The 18,104-nt window shown below is 64.6% G+C and carries 20 protein-coding genes; 12 read left to right on the top strand and 8 right to left on the bottom strand.

From position 1 onward, the window contains the following. Nucleotides 1-157: 157 nt before the first annotated feature. Complete coding sequence (locus tag BJQ95_RS13695) at nucleotides 158-781, top strand: hypothetical protein (protein WP_130178423.1); 624 nt, start codon at nucleotides 158-160, stop codon at nucleotides 779-781. Here BJQ95_RS13695 and BJQ95_RS13690 read toward each other — a convergent pair. Next, a complete protein-coding gene (locus tag BJQ95_RS13690) occupies nucleotides 778-1,362 on the bottom strand; it encodes a transposase (protein ID WP_370688393.1) in 585 nt (194 codons plus the stop codon). The genes BJQ95_RS13695 and BJQ95_RS13690 overlap by 4 nt on opposite strands. Nucleotides 1,363-1,545: 183 nt before the next feature. Here BJQ95_RS13690 and BJQ95_RS13685 point away from each other — a divergent pair, with 183 nt between their 5' ends. From BJQ95_RS13685 to BJQ95_RS13675, 3 genes are read left to right on the top strand one after another with little or no spacing between them, the layout of a single operon-like run. Beyond that, nucleotides 1,546-2,766, top strand: coding sequence for a tyrosine-type recombinase/integrase (locus BJQ95_RS13685; protein ID WP_130178294.1), 1,221 nt, complete (start codon nucleotides 1,546-1,548; stop codon nucleotides 2,764-2,766). Further along, a complete protein-coding gene (locus BJQ95_RS13680) occupies nucleotides 2,763-3,710 on the top strand; it encodes a tyrosine-type recombinase/integrase (protein ID WP_130178295.1) in 948 nt (315 codons plus the stop codon). Before BJQ95_RS13685 ends, BJQ95_RS13680 begins: the two co-directional genes overlap by 4 nt. After that, nucleotides 3,707-4,699, top strand: coding sequence for a tyrosine-type recombinase/integrase (locus tag BJQ95_RS13675; protein WP_130178296.1), 993 nt, complete (start codon nucleotides 3,707-3,709; stop codon nucleotides 4,697-4,699). The genes BJQ95_RS13680 and BJQ95_RS13675 overlap by 4 nt, the downstream gene beginning before the upstream one ends. Here the strand turns inward: BJQ95_RS13675 and BJQ95_RS13670 are convergent, their stop codons facing one another. Beyond that, nucleotides 4,700-5,182: a hypothetical protein gene (locus BJQ95_RS13670; protein WP_256041386.1), complete on the bottom strand. Its 483-nt coding sequence runs from the start codon at nucleotides 5,180-5,182 to the stop codon at nucleotides 4,700-4,702. It lies immediately after the preceding gene. A gap of 17 nt (nucleotides 5,183-5,199) precedes the next feature. Next, a complete protein-coding gene (locus BJQ95_RS13665) occupies nucleotides 5,200-5,604 on the bottom strand; it encodes a hypothetical protein (RefSeq protein WP_256041385.1) in 405 nt (134 codons plus the stop codon). Between BJQ95_RS13665 and BJQ95_RS19570 the strand changes: the two genes are divergently transcribed. Beyond that, the gene (locus BJQ95_RS19570) at nucleotides 5,603-6,151 is read left to right on the top strand and encodes a hypothetical protein (protein ID WP_130178684.1); all 549 of its coding nucleotides are present in this window, start codon (nucleotides 5,603-5,605) and stop codon (nucleotides 6,149-6,151) included. The genes BJQ95_RS13665 and BJQ95_RS19570 overlap by 2 nt on opposite strands. Here BJQ95_RS19570 and BJQ95_RS13660 read toward each other — a convergent pair. Further along, nucleotides 6,123-6,692: a sce7726 family protein gene (locus tag BJQ95_RS13660; RefSeq protein ID WP_130178685.1), complete on the bottom strand. Its 570-nt coding sequence runs from the start codon at nucleotides 6,690-6,692 to the stop codon at nucleotides 6,123-6,125. The genes BJQ95_RS19570 and BJQ95_RS13660 overlap by 29 nt on opposite strands. 575 nt (nucleotides 6,693-7,267) lie before the next feature. Between BJQ95_RS13660 and BJQ95_RS13655 the strand changes: the two genes are divergently transcribed. Beyond that, entirely contained in the window at nucleotides 7,268-8,026 is a 759-nt protein-coding gene (locus BJQ95_RS13655; RefSeq protein ID WP_130178686.1) for a hypothetical protein, read from the top strand. Next, nucleotides 8,026-8,889: a DNA-processing protein DprA gene (locus tag BJQ95_RS13650; protein WP_130178687.1), complete on the top strand. Its 864-nt coding sequence runs from the start codon at nucleotides 8,026-8,028 to the stop codon at nucleotides 8,887-8,889. The genes BJQ95_RS13655 and BJQ95_RS13650 overlap by 1 nt, the downstream gene beginning before the upstream one ends. Nucleotides 8,890-9,087: 198 nt before the next feature. Here BJQ95_RS13650 and deoC read toward each other — a convergent pair whose 3' ends face one another. Beyond that, nucleotides 9,088-9,783, bottom strand: a complete 696-nt coding sequence (deoC, locus tag BJQ95_RS13645) for a deoxyribose-phosphate aldolase (protein ID WP_130178688.1) — start codon at nucleotides 9,781-9,783, stop codon at nucleotides 9,088-9,090. A gap of 11 nt (nucleotides 9,784-9,794) precedes the next feature. After that, the gene (tkt, locus tag BJQ95_RS13640) at nucleotides 9,795-11,876 is read right to left on the bottom strand and encodes a transketolase (RefSeq protein ID WP_130178689.1); all 2,082 of its coding nucleotides are present in this window, start codon (nucleotides 11,874-11,876) and stop codon (nucleotides 9,795-9,797) included. 94 nt (nucleotides 11,877-11,970) lie between these two features. Between tkt and BJQ95_RS13635 the strand changes: the two genes are divergently transcribed. From BJQ95_RS13635 to BJQ95_RS13620, 4 genes are all read left to right on the top strand, one after another. Next, on the top strand, nucleotides 11,971-13,155 hold the full coding sequence (locus BJQ95_RS13635) for an ROK family protein (protein WP_130178690.1): 1,185 nt from the start codon (nucleotides 11,971-11,973) through the stop codon (nucleotides 13,153-13,155). Between the two features lie 183 nt (nucleotides 13,156-13,338). After that, on the top strand, nucleotides 13,339-13,797 hold the full coding sequence (locus BJQ95_RS13630) for a PTS sugar transporter subunit IIA (protein ID WP_130178691.1): 459 nt from the start codon (nucleotides 13,339-13,341) through the stop codon (nucleotides 13,795-13,797). Between the two features lie 58 nt (nucleotides 13,798-13,855). Continuing rightward, nucleotides 13,856-14,128 (top strand): PTS sugar transporter subunit IIB, encoded by a 273-nt coding sequence (locus BJQ95_RS13625; protein WP_066597021.1) that lies wholly within the window; start codon nucleotides 13,856-13,858, stop codon nucleotides 14,126-14,128. Nucleotides 14,129-14,170: 42 nt separating this feature from the next. Beyond that, entirely contained in the window at nucleotides 14,171-15,697 is a 1,527-nt protein-coding gene (locus BJQ95_RS13620) for a PTS ascorbate transporter subunit IIC (protein WP_130178692.1), read from the top strand. Between the two features lie 225 nt (nucleotides 15,698-15,922). On the opposite strand, the gene BJQ95_RS13615 is transcribed toward BJQ95_RS13620, so the two are convergent. Beyond that, the gene (locus BJQ95_RS13615) at nucleotides 15,923-16,180 is read right to left on the bottom strand and encodes a hypothetical protein (RefSeq protein ID WP_130178693.1); all 258 of its coding nucleotides are present in this window, start codon (nucleotides 16,178-16,180) and stop codon (nucleotides 15,923-15,925) included. A gap of 43 nt (nucleotides 16,181-16,223) precedes the next feature. On the opposite strand from BJQ95_RS13615, the gene BJQ95_RS13610 reads away from it, so the two are divergent. Continuing rightward, a complete protein-coding gene (locus tag BJQ95_RS13610) occupies nucleotides 16,224-17,327 on the top strand; it encodes a YhcG family protein (protein ID WP_130178694.1) in 1,104 nt (367 codons plus the stop codon). Nucleotides 17,328-17,402: 75 nt separating this feature from the next. Here BJQ95_RS13610 and BJQ95_RS13605 read toward each other — a convergent pair whose 3' ends face one another. Beyond that, nucleotides 17,403-18,065: a hypothetical protein gene (locus BJQ95_RS13605; protein ID WP_130178695.1), complete on the bottom strand. Its 663-nt coding sequence runs from the start codon at nucleotides 18,063-18,065 to the stop codon at nucleotides 17,403-17,405. Between the last annotated feature and the right edge of the window lie 39 nt (nucleotides 18,066-18,104).

The raw sequence follows: 18,104 nt of genomic DNA, 5'->3' as shown, positions 1-18,104 counted from the left end.
AGGGAAAAGTGACAGCCGTGCCAGGCTCGGACTCGATCCTCGAGTGTTGACTACCTCGCGGAAGGCGACCGACGTATTTCGAGGTGGCACTCGAACGTGGGCTGGTGGCTCCCGCGACTCCCCATGAGACTTCAAGTATCAATCCTTGGAGCAAAACATGCAGCATTACCGTCCCTTTATCCTGGCCCGCCGTGGAGAGTTGAGTGCTATTTCCAAGCTGTCGCCGGCGGCGCGATCCGCATTTACTCCGGTCCTAGTTGTCCCGGGCCGTTCCTGGGATTTCGAGAGTGACGAGTATGCCAAATCGCTAAGTGAACATTTCGAATCGTTTCCGAAGAAATACCGTGATTCCCTAGGCTCGGCTGTGGCGTTCGTTGATGTTAGTCTTCTCGATTCCGACGAGTCGATTTTTGGTGGTGTAGACCCTCTAACTTGGATCGTTGAGGAGTCGAATGTGCTCGGGCTCGAGCTTGTGCCGCTGGTGACTCCCTTTAGCGCCTCTTCCGCACTTGGCGCTGTGCGAAAGCTGCACCAAAAATACGGGCGCGGTGTCGGCATCCGGATTGCCCCTGAGGAATGGGTGTCGCTTGACGACACTCACCTGGAACGTCTACTTGCCGCGACTGGCCTCTCGCCCCAGGACGTCGACCTTTTCATCGACTGTGGTTCGACTTTTGGCCCTCTCGTGCAGCGGAGCCTACTCACGGAACTAGCGGAGTTGGATTCTCGATATTTGTTCAGGTCCGCGCGATGTCAAGCTGTGTGGAGTCACTTGGGTTAGATTTTGACGGTTTCTTTGCGAATGTTGATGCCGACGGTGTTTGTTGGTGTCGGGGTTGTCGGTCTGGCGTGGAATCGTTCGGGGTGCTTGTGGTGGTAGCGCTGGAGGGCGCGGTCCCGGATGCGGTGCACGTGTCGCCAGGTGCCGTCGTGGACTTGCTGGGGCGAGAACAACGCGATCCCGGAGTGCCGGTGGTTCGTGTTGTACCAGGGCACGTAGTTGGCCACGTGGTCGCGTGCGGATTGGAGATCGTCGAACGTGCCGGGGTAGTTGGGTCGGTACTTCATGGTGCGGAACTCGGACTCGGAGAACGGGTTGTCGTTGGAGACGTAGGGCCGGTTGTGGGTCTTCGTGACGCCGTGCGTGACCAGGAGCACGGCCAGAGCATCTGAGCGCATTGCAGGGCCGTTGTCGGCGTGGACGAAATCTGGGGTGCCGTGTAATGCAAACGCGGCCTCGAACATCTCCACGGCGAGCTGGTCGCTCTCGCGTTCCTCGACGCGCCAGCCCATGATCTTTCGCGAGTAGATGTCGATGATCGAATAGGCCTTGAACGCTTTGCCCCGCCACGGGCAGCGCAGATCGGTAATGTCCCACGACTTATGCCGACGTCGGCATAAGTCGTGTTATGCCGACATTGTGATTATGCCGATGTTCGCCTCCGATCTCAGGTTCCCGGCGGTGAGTGGGCGAAAAAGGTCGGCATAATCACTGCCGGGTGATCGGCTTGTCTTCTCAACGATTGAGCAGGCAGGGAGAATCTGATGGCGGTTACAGGTGCGGCGGCGCGAGTGCAGGTCCAGGGCCAATTGGTAGAACATCGGGAGGGATTCGAGGTCGAGCTGCGGCGGCTGGGGTTTACGCCGGTGTCGATTGTGAACCAGTTCTATTTGCTGGCACATTTCAGCCACTGGCTCCAGGATGAGGGGATTGTCCTCGCGGATCTGAGCGTGGGGCAAGTTGATGCGTTTCTCGTCGAGCGCAAAGCGACCCACACGGCGTTATTCACCCGCAGAGCCCTACGAACTTTGCTGAGATGGCTTGCGCTGTCCGGATCGATCCCTGCGGAGGCGGCAGAAGCTGCGGCGCTGCCGGAGGATCCGGTGGTACTGGTGCGGTTCGAGCGTTACCTGTTGCGGGAGCGTCGGATCGGGGCGCGAACCACGTCGGCGTATGTCGTGCGGATCCGGCGTTTTTTGGCCGCGTATGTTCCGCCTGACGGGTTCACCGCGCTTGGTGGCGCCGAGGTGACGAGGGCGTTGCTGGACGAGGGCGTGGGGCGGGCGCCGGCGTCGGTGAAGAAGTTCGGTTACGCGCTGCGGTCGTTTTTGCGCTTCTGTTTCGTCACCGGGGAACTGGACCGTGATCTGACTGGCGCGACGCTGGTGATCCGGAACCCGTTGCCGTCCTTGCTGCCGGTGGGCGCCAGCGCGGCAGAAATCGCGATCCTCCTGAACAGTTGCGACCGGAGCACCGCAGCGGGGCGGCGAGAATACGCGATCATCATGTTGCTAAGCAGGCTGGGCCTTCGCGCCGGGGAAGTCGCCGGGATGCAACTGGACGACATTCGCTGGCACGTCGGTGAAGTCCTCATCCGCGGCAAGGGAGCCAAAGACGAATACCTTCCATTGCCGGCGGAAGTCGGCGCTGCGGTGGTCGATTATCTGATGCACGCCCGCTCGGCGGACGCGTCCGTCCGGGAAGTGTTCTGCGGCCTGCGCGCGCCGAGAAACCGGCTGGGTTCTCCGGCAATTTGGGTGATCGTGACCCGCGCATGCACCCGCGCGCATTTGGAGCCGTTTGGGCCCCACCAGTTGCGGCATGGCCTGGCCGAAGCGATGGTCGCTGCTGAAGTGCCGTTGGCCGGCATCGGACAGGTGCTGCGCCATGAGGATCCGGCGACGACAGCAAACTACGCCCGGGTCGATGTGGTGCGGTTGCGACAACTAGCCCAGCCCTGGCCGGCCGGCGGTGAACTCGCATGACCTGGGCGGAGAACGTCGACGACTACATCCGCCTGCGCCGCCAGTTCGGAGCCCGCCTGCACTGGCCCGAGCACCTGCTCCACCAGTTCGCCGCTCACCTTGTGAACGACGACATCACGGTGATCACGATCGTCGACGCGATCGCCTTCTCCAGTGTCCTGCCTGCCGGGGTGACGACGCCGCCGGCGACGCGAGCATCCACGCGGATGACGGCGGTCCGCGGCTTCGCTGATTACATGCACGCGCTCGATTCGATCCACGAGGTCCCGCCCCGCGGGATCTTCTCCGATCCCCTCCATCGCAAAAACCCCTACATCTACTCTCCCGCGGAGATCACGGCGGTGATCCATGCCGCGACCGCTCTGGAGGGCGGCAGCCGAGCCCAGACCTACTCGGTGCTATTCGCCGCGCTGGCCGCGACTGGATTGCGCGTCGGGGAGGCGATCGATCTGGATCGCAGAAACGTGGATCTGGACGCTGGGGTGTTGCTGATCAGCCGGGGCAAGGGACGAGACCCGCGCCTGGTCCCGCTGCATCCGACCACGACCGCGGCCCTGGAACGCTACGGGCACTGGCGCAACGACCAGCAGCACGACCACACTGGGGTGCGCTCGGCCGCGTTCTTCACCGATCAGGCCGGTCAGCGGCTGAAATACGCGGCCGTTCGCGACAACTGGGTCCAGGCATCCACGGCGTCGGGGCTGCGCACCGCGGAACGACAACCACGGATGCACGACCTGAGACACACGTTCGCGGTCAACACGCTCCTGGGCTGGTATCGCAACGGCGCCGATGTCGCCGCGAAGATGCCGGCCCTGTCCATCTATTTGGGCCACTCCAGGCCCGCGGACACCTATTGGTATATCAGCGCCGTTCCCGAGCTGCTTGGCCTTGCCGCCGACCGGCTTCAGAGCGCGACCCTCCGGCTGCAGGTGCAGTCGTGACCACTCTCGCGCCACTGCTGCAGGCCTTCTTCACCGACCGGCTAATCACGCAACGCCGCTCCAGCAGCAACACCATCGCCTCCTACCGTGACACCATCACCCTGCTACTTGGCTATATCTGCGCCCAGACAGGCAAAAGGCCGTCGGACATCGACATCAGCGACCTAGACGCCGATGCCATCACCGGGTTCCTCCATTACCTGGAGGAAAGCCGCGGCAACAGCGTCCGCACCCGCAACACCCGCCTGGCCGCGATCCACTCCCTGTTCGCCTTCGCGGCGCTACGCCACCACGAGCATGCCGAGGTCATCCAACGCGTCCTCGCGATCCCCGCGGCACGGACGCACCGCACTACCGTCACCTGGCTGGAACTCGCTGAAGCCGACGCGCTACTGGGCGCCTGCAACCAGGACACCCGCACCGGCCGCCGTGACCATGCGATATTCACCCTCGCCATCCAGACGGGACTGCGCATCAGCGAGTTGCTCAACCTCACCATCGCCGACATTCACACCGGCACGGGTGCGCACGTCTATTGCCTCGGTAAAGGCCGCAAAGAACGCCGCACCCCACTGCTGACGGCAACCGTCACGGCTCTGACACGTTGGATCACCGAGAACGCAGGCCCGCCGAACGCCCCGCTGTTCACCAGCAGCACCGGACATTCCCTCAGCCGCGACGCGATCGAACACCGCATCCACCACAACATCACCATCGCGGCCTCGACATGCCCCTCGCTGGTTGGCAAACACGTCAGCATGCACACCCTTCGGCACACCGCCGCGATGCGACTGCTCAACGCCGGCGTTGACACTACCGTCATCGCCCTCTGGCTCGGCCACGAACAGATCGTCACCACGAACATCTACCTCCACGCCGACATGACTTTGAAGGAAGCCGCGATCGCGAAAGTCACCCCATCCAGCGTCACGATGTCGGGTCGTTACCAGCCCACGGACGCCGTTCTGACATTCCTCGCGGCACTGTGATTATGCCGACCTTTTTCGCCCGCTCACCGCCAGGAACCTGAGATCGGAGGCGAACATCGGCATAATCACAATGTCGGCATAACACGACCACACTTGCAAGGGCCCGGTCGCGATCAGGACCGGAGTCTCCCGCGGTGTCTTTGACCCGCGCTTGGTGGGCACCACGGGGCGGGCGCTCTGGTCTTCGATATCGGCGGCAATCCGCCACCACGACCGGCGCCCGGCAAGCATGACGCCCTCGTCCCAGGTGGTCGCGAACGTGTGATCGACCGAATGCCCGACCTTCCAGCCGGCCGTGATCTTCGCGGCGATCGTTACCCGATCGGGCGCGGGAATTCGAGACAAGTACGCGCGGTCCTGTTGCAATACCGGCTCAGGAACCCGGGCGCGGGGTTTGAGCCGGTACTGCCAGGTCGAACGGGCGACGCCGGTCATCGCCAACGCGCTGCGTTGCGAGCCTGTCGTGCGCGTCAGCTCGGCCACGAGCTCGTTCTCCCGGGTCAGGAAGTCGAGGGATCGGTCGTCGTCAGGGTAGCTGCGGGCTCTTCCTCGTTCAACGAGTGCAAGAGCCCGATAGCTTTTCCCAACGCGTTGTTGCTGCCCTCCAACTCGCGCACCCGCGCGGTCAGCTCGGCAACTTCAGCCTCGTGTCTGGCCTGCTCAGCCGCACGCGCTTTCTCCAGCGCACTGCGCTTACCCGGTGGAATAGTCATGTAACTACCCTCTCGCGGAATCAGCCCGCGTTCGAGGTCACCCTCATAGACCGCGTCACGCCACCGGGCCAGCCGGTGCCTGGATAGCTTGCGCTCCGCTAACCACGGGCTCTTTTGCCCATACGCCAACCCGTCATACTCGTGAACGAACCTGCGGATCTCTACCGCGGTGAACCCTGGGGTTATCGACATGCTCTTGCCTCCTACTGATCGTGAACTGACTCACGAACAGCCTGACGCAGAGGGGTCTCGGACTGTTGGCGGTGCCGGATTCCCGGACACGACGGGCCTGGCAAGGGGGGTAAGCGAGCACCTCAGGGAAGACTGGACGCTCTTTCAGGCAGTGTTCGCTAAGCGCAAGCTTGCAGGCCTGTCCCCAATGGACTTTTTCGACAATGCGATACAGAACCCCAGTTTCATCGATGTTGGTGTCGATCCCCGATTCTTGAGCATAAGCGCGCTCATGCGATACACCACCAGCGACCGATGGCTCATCGCCAAGGGCGAGCTCTTCAAGGGGCCGGCAGGTAAGAGCCGTGGGGGAGCCGCGCTTATTCCGGCTTTGGATCTCCTAGTCGCGCACCCAAGCTTCGGAGATCCCATTCTTACGGCTATGGACACATGGGTTGGGGACGTGCTTTCGGGCAGGGCAACTCCGGGCGGACCGGAGACATGGAGGACCTGGGGTACCTTGCGTCACATCGAATCCGTCAGCCATCAACTCGCCACGATGCCCTAGCCTTCAGCGTTTCGCGCACGTCGGCCTTCAGGTTTTTCGGCGGTGTAACCTCGACGAGCCGTTCCCACAGGTGATGGTTCGCTTTGCCGCGCAACCCTTTGGCGCTTCCAGAACGGTCTAGGAGTTCCAGCGCTTCATCCCGCCAAAGGAGTGTAGCGAGGAACCAAGGGTCGATCTGACGATTAAGCTGCGCGGGCTTCACTCGCCGAAGTCGAATACCTCTTGGCGTCGACTGAGCCTCGATGACTCCCCACCAGGTGGGCAAGAGTGCAGCTGCGTGAACGACATGGCCGCTGGCTACAACTAACGTGCAGTAGTCAAGCACCTTTGAGTATCCCTGCACTTGTCGCGGAAGCCGACGTAGATTATCGGAAGCGCTCTTGATCTCATAACCTGAGAACGCTCCGTTCAAGACGGCCAAGTCGATTCGGACTTCTCCGGCGACACCAAGTTCGTTTACGAATCGTGTCGATGAAAGCTCTCTGCGATGAGTCCGTTGGAGTCTCTCGTGGAGCGCAATGCGCACGTCGATGTCGTGCATAGCTACCTCATCCCAGTAATGGAGGGCTGTTGCGGGCTTCCCTCGGGGCGACGATTCACGAGCAACCTGCTAGCGACGGACTTGTGACACTCGTCAGTCCTTCAGGATCACGTCGAACTGGTCCTGCACTTCGAGACTACCGGAACCAGGGAACGCTAAACCATGGCATGACCGGACGGGAATTGGGATGTGGCGCTGCCGCCCATTGCGAGAGTCTTACCAGCTGGTGGCCTTCGGCCACACAACGATTGGGGTAGAGACTTGGGACACATCTGCCGAATCGATAGGGCGGCTCCTTCGCGGGTGACTTCTTCGCAAAGAACGAACTCAACCCGAGAAAGAATGCCCGGTACTGGAACGCGAGTGGCCAGGTCGGGGTGGCGGCAATCGCCGAGTTTGGACCTCGCAGGCCAGCGTTCTGCCCACCCTCAAGTGACCTAAAGGGGGACTAGCCCACCGAACCTGTGCGCGGCCAAAGTAGAGAACACGAGCAGAAATCAAACGGAAAGCGTAACTTGACCAGGCTGACAGACTTCGAGCTTCCCCCGTATATCCCAAACAGGCGAGGGGGAAAAGTGGAGCGATACAAAATCAGCGCGAACTCTAGGGAGAAGCCCGGCGATCTGCTGTTTCTGTGTGGCCCGCACGAAGCGTATGAGCAGATTGCCAATTTGGCTGATTCGCGCTTCAGAGCGCGCGAGCTCACCGAGAGCGGAACCAAGAACTGGACGCACGTGCTTGAATTCCCTGCTGGCGTGGGGCCGGACGTCCGTCAGCTGCTTGGCATCCTGACGGAGGTCCTATCAATTCCATGCCCCGAGTTCGTAGACATTGCCATAGCGCTCGACTGGTACACGGTCCCGGGTGGCGAAGATCTCGTCCACACGGAGATGGGGGATTGCATCAACTGGACAAAGCACGCAACGCATCCTGAATGGAGCAACTCACGCAGAGCTCGGCAACGAATGGTGGGCGGGCTCTCGGAGTTCATCTCCAGCCACCCGCTGTATTCATCTGCGGAGACCATCATCGCTGCACCGGGACATCTCGGAGACGGCGAGAGCTTCGGCGAGATTCTTGCCAGAGAAGTCGCTCGCAGAGTCGGCATCAAATTTGTGGAGTCTAGGTCCGATGGCCCCCGTCCTGCTCAAAAAGAGGTTAAACAGGACCTTTCACATTCCTTCGAAGTGGATCTGGCGCTCTGGGGAACGGTGATCGTCATCGATGACGTCTATCAATCAGGTGGTAGTGCTCGAGGAGCTGGAGCTGCGGCTCGGAGGGCCGGCGCCAACAGCGTATTCTCGTTGGCAGTGGCCCGAACGATTAGTAATTAATGGAATCAGAACTTCTCTCGCTAAAACTCGCTCTCCTCGCGTTCGGTGTTCTCAGAACCCCGGCGCGTATTGCTGCGGCGCTGAAAGCAGGAGGCCGTGACGCTATAGCGCAAGCGGCTCGCGCAGCTGAATCATCGATGGCAGCAAATTCCGATCTCAAAGCGTCTCAGCTGCACTCCGACGGGGTACGAGCGGTTATCTATGGTGATTCGGACTTTCCGGGAATGCTTGTTGCTAACGGCAAGCCACTTGCGCCAGTCCTGTTCTTCAAGGGAAACAAAGACCTCCTGTACTCCGATGGAGTCGGCATGTGCGGCTCCCGACACGCTTCGAGGCAAGGCCTCATCGCTGCGGACCGCTGCGGGGCTGCCGTGAGTCTGAGAGACCTTACGATCGTGTCCGGCTATGCAAAAGGAGTTGACACTGCCACGCATCTCGCGGCGCTCCAAAACGGAGGCCGCACAGTCATTGTTCTCGCAGAAGGCATAGACCATTTTCGAATCAAACGAGAGTTTGCCGAGGATTTTGACCCCGAGCGCACCCTCGTGATCTCACAATTCTCCCCCACGCAGCCATGGCAGGCCCACGCAGCTATGGCGAGAAACAGCATCATTTTCGGGTTGTCCAGGGCTCTCGTGGTGATTGAAGCGGGCGAGAAAGGTGGAACGCTAGCCGCCGGTGAGGGCGCTATGAAACTTGGCCGACCAGTCATGGTCGTGGACTTCGGAGATGCCACGCCAGCAGGAAACAGAATGCTCCTAGAAGCTGGGGCAACACCAATCCGAGCTCCGGGGGCACTGCACGCATTTCTGGACAATCTTCCGAGGGGACCGATGACCGACAGCCCCGTCGAGCTGTTTTAGGCCGCCCCACTCGTAATTCGAGTTGTGTGTGTGGACGTACTGGAGCTGCGCACTGGTGCCAACCTGTTTGGGGGAGTTGTCCGAACGATTTTTGGGTCGTAGGGAGCCCGCAGAAGTACCGCGCGGGCCATGGGTAGGAATCGTGCATACTTGACAGGTCAACGGCGTCACCAAGACAGGTGTCGCCGAGCGGTGGGATCAGTAGCTGCCTGCCAGGTCGACCGCGGCGGCGTGCGAGAGGACCGCAGTGCTGCCGGAGACTCCGAGCCGCGTGGCGCCGGCATCGAACATGGCCACGGCGTCGGCGAGGCTGCGCACCCCGCCCGAGGGCTTCACCTGGGCCCGGTCGCCCACGGTCTGCATCATCAGCTGCACCGCATGCACGGTCGCGCCACCGGCGGGGTGGAAGCCGGTGGAGGTCTTGACGAAGTCGGCGCCCGCGGCCACTGCCGCCTGGCAAACGGCGACGATCTCGGCATCCGTCAGCGCCGCGGACTCGATGATCACCTTGAGCACCTTTGGACCCGGCACGCTGGCGCGCACGGCCGCGATGTCGGCCTGCACATCGGCGAAGCGGCCGGCCTTGGCGGCGCCGACGTCGATGACCATGTCGATCTCGTCGGCGCCCTGCTCGATGGCGAGGGCGGCTTCGGCGGCCTTGATGCTGCTGTGGTGCTTGCCGCTTGGGAAGCCGCAGACGACGGCGACCTTGAGGTCGGTGCCGGCGGGGATGGTCAGCGGCAGCATCGAGGGGGAGACGCACACCGAGTAGGTGCCCAGCTCAATGGCCTCGGCGATGAGGGCGGTCACGTCGGCGGCGGTGGCCTCGGGCTTGAGCAGGGTGTGGTCGATCATGCGGGCGACGGTGGCGGCGTCGGGGTAGAGGGAAGTCATGGGGCGCGTCCTTAGCTGGTGACGAGTTCGGGGGTGCCGTGGGCCGTGGCGGGGTCGCCGGATGCGGTGGCGAGGGTGGCGTGCGCGGCGGCGATGACCGCGTCGAAGTGGATGCCACGCAGGCGCAGCACCTCGGGGCCGCTGCCGGACTCGCCGAACTCCTCGACCGAGACCACTCGGCCGTCCAGGCCCACCCAGCGGTACCAGGCGTCGCCGCGGCCGGCCTCCACCGCGACCCGAGCGCGGAGGGCTGCGGGCAGCACCGACTCGCGGTACTCGGCGGTCTGCTCGGCGAACCACTCGACGCAGGGCATCGAGACCACGCGGGCGTTGACGCCTTCGTCGGCCAGCCGGGTGGCGGCTTCGATGGCGAGGTGCACCTCGCTGCCGGTGGCGAGGATCGCCAGGTCGCCGCCGTCGCCGTGCTGCCAGCGCACGTAGCCGCCGGCCGTGACCCCTGCTTGCGTGCGCTCGGTGCTGGGCAGCACGGGCAGGTCTTGCCGGCTGAGGATGAGGGCGACCGGACGGTTGGGGGAGGCGAGGATGCGGCGCCAGGCGGCGACGACCTCCACGGAGTCGGCGGGGCGCACGACGTCGAGGCCCGGGACGGTGCGGAGCGACGCGATCTGCTCGACCGGCTGGTGGGTGGGGCCGTCCTCGCCGACGGCCACGGAGTCGTGGGTGTACACGTAGACCGCGCCGAGACCCATCAGCGCGCCGAGGCGGATGCTCGGGCGCATGTAGTCGCTGAACACCAGGTAGGTGGAGGCGAACGGGCGCCACGGACCCTGCAGGGCGATGCCGTTGAGAATGGCGGCCATGGCGTGTTCGCGGATGCCGAACCGGATGAACTCGCCGGCGGGGTTGGCGGCGGAGAACCTGGCGCCGTCAACCTCCACGGTGGTGGACCCGGCGAGGTCGGCCGAGCCGCCCCAGAGCGGAGCCGAGCCCTGCAGGGCTCGGAGTACGGCGCCGTTGGTCTTGCGGGTGGCGATCAGGTCGCCGGGCTCGCCGAGCTTCACCGTGTCGAGGGCGGCGGTATCGACCTCGCCGCCGCGGAAGGCCCGCCACCGGGCGGCCGCCTCGGGCTCCCGGGCGGCCCAGGCGGCGAGGTCGGCCTCCCAGGCGGTGTGCATCCGTTCGCCGCGGGCCAGCGCCTCGCGGGTGTGCTCGAGGGTCTCGGGGGAGACGAGGTCCTCAATCGGAGCGTCTGGGGCGAAGCCCAGGCTGGTCTTCACCACGGCGAGCTCGTCGGCGCCGAAACCGCCCGAGTGCGCGGCGGAGGTGCCGCCGAACTTGGCCGAGGGTGCGCCGATCACGGTGCGGAGGGCGACCAGGGTGGGGCGGCCGGTGCGTTCGGCGGCCTTGTGCAGGGTGGCCTCGACGGTCTCGAGGTCGGTGGGGGTGTCGATCTCGAGCACCCGCCATCCGTAGGCCCGGTACCGGGCGCGCACGTCTTCGGTGAAGGTCTCGTCGGTGCCGGAGTCGATGGTGATGCCGTTGTCGTCCCAGATCAGCACCAGGTTGTCGAGGCCGAGGGTGCCGGCCAGGCTGGACGCCTCGCCGGAGACGCCCTCCTGCAGGCAGCCGTCGCCGGCCAGCACCCAGGTGGTGTGGTCGAGCAGGGCGGAGCCGGGGGTGTACACGGCGCTTTCGTGCCGGGCGGCCATGGCCATGCCCACCGCGGAGGCGACACCCTGGCCGAGCGGGCCGGTGCTCATCTCCACACCCACGGTGTGATGCACCTCGGGGTGCCCGGGGGTCTGGGAGCCGAGGGTGCGGCTCTTGGCGAGGTCGTCGAGGGTGAGGCCGTAGCCGGTGAGGAACAGCTGGGTGTAGAGCAAAAGACTGGCGTGACCGGCCGAAAGAACGAACCGGTCGCGGGCGGGCCAGTCGGGGTGGGAGGGGGTGTGGCGCAGAACTCGGGAGAACAACACGTGGGACACTGGTGCCAATGCCATGGCGGTGCCGCCGTGTCCATGTCCTTTGGCCTGCACCACGTGGGCGGCCAGGGCCTGGGCGCTTGCGACGGCGCGGGCATCAAGGTCGGCGGGCGTCGTCTGTGACGGGAACTTCTTCGTTTCGGTAGCCATGCGAGATACTTTGGTATACAAATGTACTTAAGTCAAACAGTTGGTTTTGCACCACCCGCAGGCCGGGCGGATGCGTTCGAAGGATGGGAATTCCATGGCACACGCTCTGTCCACCGGTTCGGGTGTGGTGCTTGACCTCATCCGCTCCGGCCGTGCCACCACCCGCACCGACCTCATCGAGCAGCTCGGCTGGTCGCGCATCACTCTGGCCCGCCGGCTCGACGAACTGCTGCACGCGTCCATCGTGATGAGCGTGGGGCAGCTCGACTCCCGCGGCGGCCGGCCGCCCGAAGAATTCGCCGTGAACCCGGATGCCGGCCTGCTGCTGGCCGTGGACATCGGCGGTTCGCACACCCGCCTGGCCATCACCGACCTGGTGTCGACGATCCTCAGTGAAGACGAGGCCGACATCGGCCTGAGCGAGGGCCCCGCGCAGATCTTCGAGTGGGCCGGCCAGGTGTTCGATTTCATGCTCGACAGGCTCGGCAAGACCCGCGCGGACGTGGTGGGCATCGGCGTGGGAGTGCCCGGCCCGGTTGACTTCGTCACCGGCAAACTGGCCACCCCGCAGGTCTACGCCGAGTGGGAGGGCGTGCTGGTGAAGGACTACTTCGCCGGCCGCTACGACCACGCCGTCTTCGCGGTGGACCGGGACGTGAACATCATGGCGCTCGCCGAGGTGCGCCGGGCCTGGAGCGACTACCGCGACGTGGCGGTGCTCAAGGCCGGCATCGGCGTGGGCCTCGCCTTTGTGCTCGACGGCTCGATCTACCACGGCTCCCGCGGCGGAGCCGGCGACCTCAGCGCGGTGGGTGCAAATGGTGCCCGGATGCAGCGCCTCGAGTCGATCGCCAGCGGCGCCGTGATGCGCCAGGAGCTGCTGAGCCGGGGCCGCAGCGTGCGCACGAGCAACGACCTCGTGGCCCTCGCCCTGGCCGGCGACGCCGACGTGCTGCGGATGCTCGGCGAGACCGGCACCGCCATCGGCCGCAGCCTCGCCCACGTGGTGGGGCTGCTCAACCCCCAGGCCGTCGTGATCGGCGGCAACCTCGCACAGGCCGGCGAACCGTTCCTCGGCCCGATCCGGGAGGCCATCTTCGCCGGCGCCCGGGACTTCGCCCTGCAGGGCCTCGTGGTGGAGAAGACCCGGCTCGGTCACACCGCCGGGGTCACCGGCGCCTCGCTCATCGCGCAGGACGCCCTCTTCGACGCCGACCGCATCAGCCGGCTCACCCGCGGCGGCGGCGCCGGGGTCTCGCTGCGCACCCAGTCGGCGTAGTTGTCTCGACAGGGCGGCGGCGCTTTCGACCGCCCCGACTGCGAGTTCCCGTGTTCGACGACCTCGGGCACACTTCTCGAATTACTTTGGTGCACTTGTAGACAAAAGGTCGCTTAGGCTTATACAGTCATCCCAGTCGCTCTTGCGTGCGAAGCGGCTTGCACCCAACAAAGGAGTTCCCCCGTGGCTTTCAACCTCGCTGAATCGCTGTCGTCGATCCAGACCCAGGCGACCGCCTCCGACTGGCGCGCGGCGATTCGTCTGGCGGGCGACGGCCTGGTCTCCGGCGGTGCCACCACGGATGCCTACACCGACGAGATGATCGACGGCGTCGAAAAGCACGGCCCCTACATCGTCATCGCCCCGGGCGTCGCCCTCGCGCACTCCCGCCCCTCACCCGCCGTGCTCACCGGGGGACTGAGCTGGGTGAGCCTGGCCACCCCCGTGGAGTTCGGCAACAAGCACAACGACCCCGTCACCCTGGTGATCGGCCTCGCCGCCAAGGACCACGACGCACACCTCCAGGTGATGCGGGCCCTGGCCGGGGTGCTCTCCGACGCGCCGGCCATGGAGAAGCTCCGCACTGCCGACACCTCCGACCAGGTGCGCGCCGTGCTTGGCGACCTCGCCGCCGCCGCGTAAACCGGCCCCCACGCATCCACTTCTCACTTACTTGTCTCACCCAATCGAAAGGCACCCCATGAAGATCGTCGCCGTCTGTGGAATGGGCATTGGAACCTCAGTGCTGCTCAAAATGAACGCCGAGAAGGTTCTCGCCAAGCTCGGCATCGATGCGGATGTTGAAGCCGCCGACATGGGCGTGGCCCGTGGCGCCGCGCAGACCGCCGAGATCGTGCTCACCTCGGAGGAGCTGGCCGAGGAGCTCGGCGATGTGCCCGCCGAGGTCATCATCATCAACAACTTCTTCGATCTCGAGGAGATCACCGAGAAGCTCACCGCCGCCGTCGAGTAACCCCGTTACCGTCTCTCTCTCACAGAATTAGGAGCTCCCACAATGGAGTGGCTTGTCGTCGTACTGAATTTCATCGGGCAGCAGATTCTCAACGTGCCCGCGTATCTGATCGGCATCATCACCGCGATCGGGCTGATGGCCCTCAAGCGCAACTCCGGGCAGGTGATCGGCGGGGCGCTCAAGGCGGCCCTCGGCTTCCTGATTCTCGGCGCCGGCGCCAACGTGGTGGTGGGTTCCCTCGACCCGCTGGGCCAACTGATCCTCGCGGTGACCGGCGCGCAGGGCGTCATCCCCACCAACGAGGTCATCACCGCCATCGCGCAGGACAAGTTCGGCGCCCAGAGCGCCTATGTGCTCACCCTCGGGTTCCTGGTGATGCTCGCGCTGGCTCGCTTCACTCCTCTCAAATACGTGTTCCTCACCGGACACCATATGGTCTTCATGGCCACCATGCTCACCGTGGTGCTCTCGGTCGGCTTCGGCGACGGCGCCAGCTGGCTCGTAGTGCTCATCGGCGCACTGCTGCTGGGCGTGATCATGGTCGTGATGCCCGCGTTCGTGCACCCGTGGACCAAGAAGATCACCGGCAACGACACCATCGCCATCGGGCACTTCGGCACCCTCGGCTACATCGCCGCCGGTGCCGCCGGCCAGGTCGTGGGCCGCAACAGCAAGTCCACCGAAGACATCAAGTTCCCCCAGGGCCTGAAGTTCCTGCGCGACTCGATGGTGGCCACGTCACTGTCGATGGTGCTCATCTACATGGTCTTCGCCATCTGGGGCCTCATCGCCCTGCCGATGCAGGAGGCGCTGGACATCTTCGGATCCGCCGACGCCGGCGCGTTCATCATGGCCGCCTTTGCGCAGGCGCTGCAGTTCGGTGTGGGCGTCGCGGTGATCCTCTACGGTGTGCGCACCGTGCTCGGTGAGCTGGTGCCCGCGTTCCAGGGCATCGCCGAGAAGGTCGTCCCCGGAGCCCGCCCGGCCCTGGACATCCCCATCGTGTTCCCGTTCGGCGCCAACGCCGTGCTGATCGGCTTCCTCAGCTCCTTCGCCGGTGGCCTCATCGCGCTCGGTGTGCTCGCGGTGTGGCTGAACCCGGTGTTCGGTCTCGCGCTGATCCTGCCCGGCATGGTGCCGCACTTCTTCACCGGTGGTGGAGCCGGTGTCTACGGCAACGCGACCGGCGGACGCCTGGGCGCGATGATCGGTGGCTTCGTCAACGGCGTGATCATCACCATCCTGCCCGCCATTCTGCTGCTGGTGCTCGGTGACTTCGGCTTCGCCAACAGCACCTTCGGCGACGCGGACTTCGGCTGGTTCGGCACCCTCGTGGGTGTGAGCGTCGGTGTGGGCGGCGGCCTCGCGGTCATCCTCGCGATCCTCATCGCCGTGGTGCTCGTCGGCGTCGCGATCGTCTACCAGATCCGCGTCGTGGACAAGGGCTGGGTGCCCGGGGCCAAGCGTGACGTGTGGATCGCTGCGGAGAAGGCGGCCGAGAAGGCTGTGCTCGACGCCGAGAAGGCGGAGCGCAAGGCCACGAAGGAAGCGGCGGCTGAGGCCGTGTAGTTTCGGTTCGTTTGTCTCGTCAGAGGGCGGCTCCGCGGTGCGGGGCCGCCCTCCGGCGTGTGCGGAGCGTAGGGAAGGCGGACCTGTCGCGGTCCGCGTGTTGCGCGTTCGAGGCGCCGCTTCGCGGGTGGCGCGCCTCGCACGAAACGGCGCCATACCGGCGGACCGCCGCATGGGCCCGTTGAAAGGTGGCCCGCGCGGGCGCAGACGGACGTTGTGACCCGGTCACGGCATCCGTAGTGGAGTTGCGGCGTTGGCGGGGTTGGCATAGTCGAGCACGGCGTACGCCTCGAGTTCCACGAGCACGTCGGGTTCGAAGAGGAAGTCCACGCCGATGACCGATACGGGTGGCAGCGGCTTCGGCAGGCTGACTTCGTCGATGGGTGGGCCGAGGTGCAGCGGGCGCGGGAACGGTTCGATGCACCGGAGGCGTGGTGCCGGGGAAGGGGAGCGTTCGCCTTCAATGTCGGTGGTCGCGGGCATCCTGAAGACCTCGTGCCTGTCGAATCGACGAAAGGCTCCTCACATGCGTGAAGATGAATCCACTCGCATTCCGGCTGTGCCCGCTCGGTCTGCACTGCCGCGGTGGTATCCGGACCTGCTCGCATCCGTCACTCGGCGGATCGCTGATGGCCGAGTTCGGGCGACTGCTGCTGCCAATCAGCACCTTGTGGCCACCTACTGGGCCATCGGTCGTGACATTCTTGAGCGCCAGGAGCAGGAAGGCTGGGGGTCGCGCGTCATCGACCGGCTTTCCGTGGACCTGCGCGAGGAGTTCCCAGGGACGACGGGGTTCTCGCCGCGCAATCTGAAATACATGCGAGCCTTCGCTGAGGCCTGGCCGAGGAATGCAATTGTGCAAGCGCCGCTTGCACAATTGCCGTGGTACCACCACGTCGCCCTTCTTGAGAAGCTTGGCGCCGCTGAATTGCGGCTCTGGTATACCGCAGCGGCCGTGGATGCAGGGTGGTCCCGCAACGTTTTGGTGCACCAGATCGCCACCCGGCTACATGAACGCTCCGGTGCTGCAGTGACGAACTTCTCGGCGACGCTACCCCCGGCGGAGTCTGACCTTGCGCAGCAGGTGACCAAGGATCCCTACATCCTTGACTTCGTCGCGATGACCGGTCGAAGCGACGAACGGGAGCTGGAGACGCAGCTGATTGCCCATGTGCAGAAGTTCCTGCTCGAGCTCGGTCAGGGGTTCGCCTTCGTGGGGCAGCAAGTGCGGTTGGAGGTCGGTGGCGACGAGTTCTTTGCCGACCTGCTGTTCTACCACCTGAAGCTGCGCTGCTACGTTGTGATCGAGTTGAAGGTCGCGCCGTTCGACCCGGGTTTCGTCGGTCAGTTGGGAATGTACATGGCTGCGGTGGACGAGGTCCTAGCGCAGCCGGACGACCAGCCGGACGACCAGCCGGCCATCGGGCTGCTGCTGTGCAAGACGAAGAACAACATGGTTGCAGAGTATGCACTGCGGAGCTCCTCAGCGCCGATCGGGGTGGCAGAGTGGACGAGCACCATCTCCGACTCGCTTCCGAAGGAGTTCGCCTCCAGCCTGCCCTCGATCGAGGTGCTGGAAGCGGAGCTTGGCGGAGAACCCGGGCAGCGCGAACGCTCCACACAGGAGTGAGAACGGACGCGCGGACAGCGCTGTGATACTGGCGGTCGGCCCCGTCAGCATCCGCTCGCCGGCTCTGACTCGCTTCTAGTCCGCCAGGACGGCCATGTTGAGGTCGTGCACGCTCTGGTCTGTCGCGTCAGCCCAGGTGTGGAGGGTTCCAGCGACCGCGAGGATGCTTCCCTCAAGGATCGTCAGTCCGTCGTAACGGCCGTGAAGAGCCGCAATCGACTCGAAGGCCCGACCCTTTCGGGCCAGGGCGACGATGTCCGTGCCCGCGGCCCTGGAGCGGCTCGCCCAACGCGGAACCCGGGTACGAACCAGTAGCGGGGTGAGACTCGGATCACGATGCCAAAAATCGAGCAGGCCGAGGCTGGCTCCGATGAGGTGAGCGACGGATGGTTCGCCGGGCTGTTTAGGCTCGGGCGCGATGGACAGGATTGTGGCCTGCGCATCCTGCGTTTTGCTCGCGCTGATGGCCTCCGACGTCGATCGGAGCACGCTCAACGCATTGGACCTGGTCACACCAATCGGGGTAAATCGTTCCAGATTCGTTCGCTCAACCGCGCGGCTAAGCGCCGTGTTGAGAGAGGCCATGTCGAAGGTCGACGGATCATTGATATCGATGCCGTCTTCAGCGAGAAGCGGTGCCATTTCCTGCAGTAGATCATTGGCCATGCCTGGCTGGTGAACTATGCCTGCTGCGCCAAAGGCGTTTCGGAGGTCAGGGTCATCGAAGGGGTTGGACATACTCGAAGTTTAACGCCGGGCGCTGTGGGCCGCGACGGT

This window comes from Cryobacterium sp. SO1 (assembly GCF_004210215.2).
Classification (GTDB): Bacteria; Actinomycetota; Actinomycetes; order Actinomycetales; family Microbacteriaceae; genus Cryobacterium.
This window is presented reverse-complemented; position numbering and strand designations above follow the sequence as displayed.

What these genes read in the sequence shown, in the direction of transcription:
- BJQ95_RS13695 (WP_130178423.1), top strand. Translation starts at nt 158, where the DNA reads ATGCAGCATTACCGTCCCTTTATCCTGGCCCGCCGTGGAGAGTTGAGT.
- BJQ95_RS13685 (WP_130178294.1), top strand. Translation starts at nt 1,546, where the DNA reads ATGGCGGTTACAGGTGCGGCGGCGCGAGTGCAGGTCCAGGGCCAATTG.
- BJQ95_RS13680 (WP_130178295.1), top strand. Translation starts at nt 2,763, where the DNA reads ATGACCTGGGCGGAGAACGTCGACGACTACATCCGCCTGCGCCGCCAG.
- BJQ95_RS19570 (WP_130178684.1), top strand. Translation starts at nt 5,603, where the DNA reads ATGCTCTTGCCTCCTACTGATCGTGAACTGACTCACGAACAGCCTGAC.
- BJQ95_RS13665 (WP_256041385.1), bottom strand. Translation starts at nt 5,604, where the DNA reads ATGTCGATAACCCCAGGGTTCACCGCGGTAGAGATCCGCAGGTTCGTT.
- BJQ95_RS13660 (WP_130178685.1), bottom strand. Translation starts at nt 6,692, where the DNA reads ATGCACGACATCGACGTGCGCATTGCGCTCCACGAGAGACTCCAACGG.
- BJQ95_RS13650 (WP_130178687.1), top strand. Translation starts at nt 8,026, where the DNA reads ATGGAATCAGAACTTCTCTCGCTAAAACTCGCTCTCCTCGCGTTCGGT.
- deoC (WP_130178688.1), bottom strand. Translation starts at nt 9,783, where the DNA reads ATGACTTCCCTCTACCCCGACGCCGCCACCGTCGCCCGCATGATCGAC.
- tkt (WP_130178689.1), bottom strand. Translation starts at nt 11,876, where the DNA reads ATGGCTACCGAAACGAAGAAGTTCCCGTCACAGACGACGCCCGCCGAC.
- BJQ95_RS13635 (WP_130178690.1), top strand. Translation starts at nt 11,971, where the DNA reads ATGGCACACGCTCTGTCCACCGGTTCGGGTGTGGTGCTTGACCTCATC.
- BJQ95_RS13625 (WP_066597021.1), top strand. Translation starts at nt 13,856, where the DNA reads ATGAAGATCGTCGCCGTCTGTGGAATGGGCATTGGAACCTCAGTGCTG.
- BJQ95_RS13620 (WP_130178692.1), top strand. Translation starts at nt 14,171, where the DNA reads ATGGAGTGGCTTGTCGTCGTACTGAATTTCATCGGGCAGCAGATTCTC.
- BJQ95_RS13615 (WP_130178693.1), bottom strand. Translation starts at nt 16,180, where the DNA reads ATGCCCGCGACCACCGACATTGAAGGCGAACGCTCCCCTTCCCCGGCA.
- BJQ95_RS13610 (WP_130178694.1), top strand. Translation starts at nt 16,224, where the DNA reads ATGCGTGAAGATGAATCCACTCGCATTCCGGCTGTGCCCGCTCGGTCT.
- BJQ95_RS13605 (WP_130178695.1), bottom strand. Translation starts at nt 18,065, where the DNA reads ATGTCCAACCCCTTCGATGACCCTGACCTCCGAAACGCCTTTGGCGCA.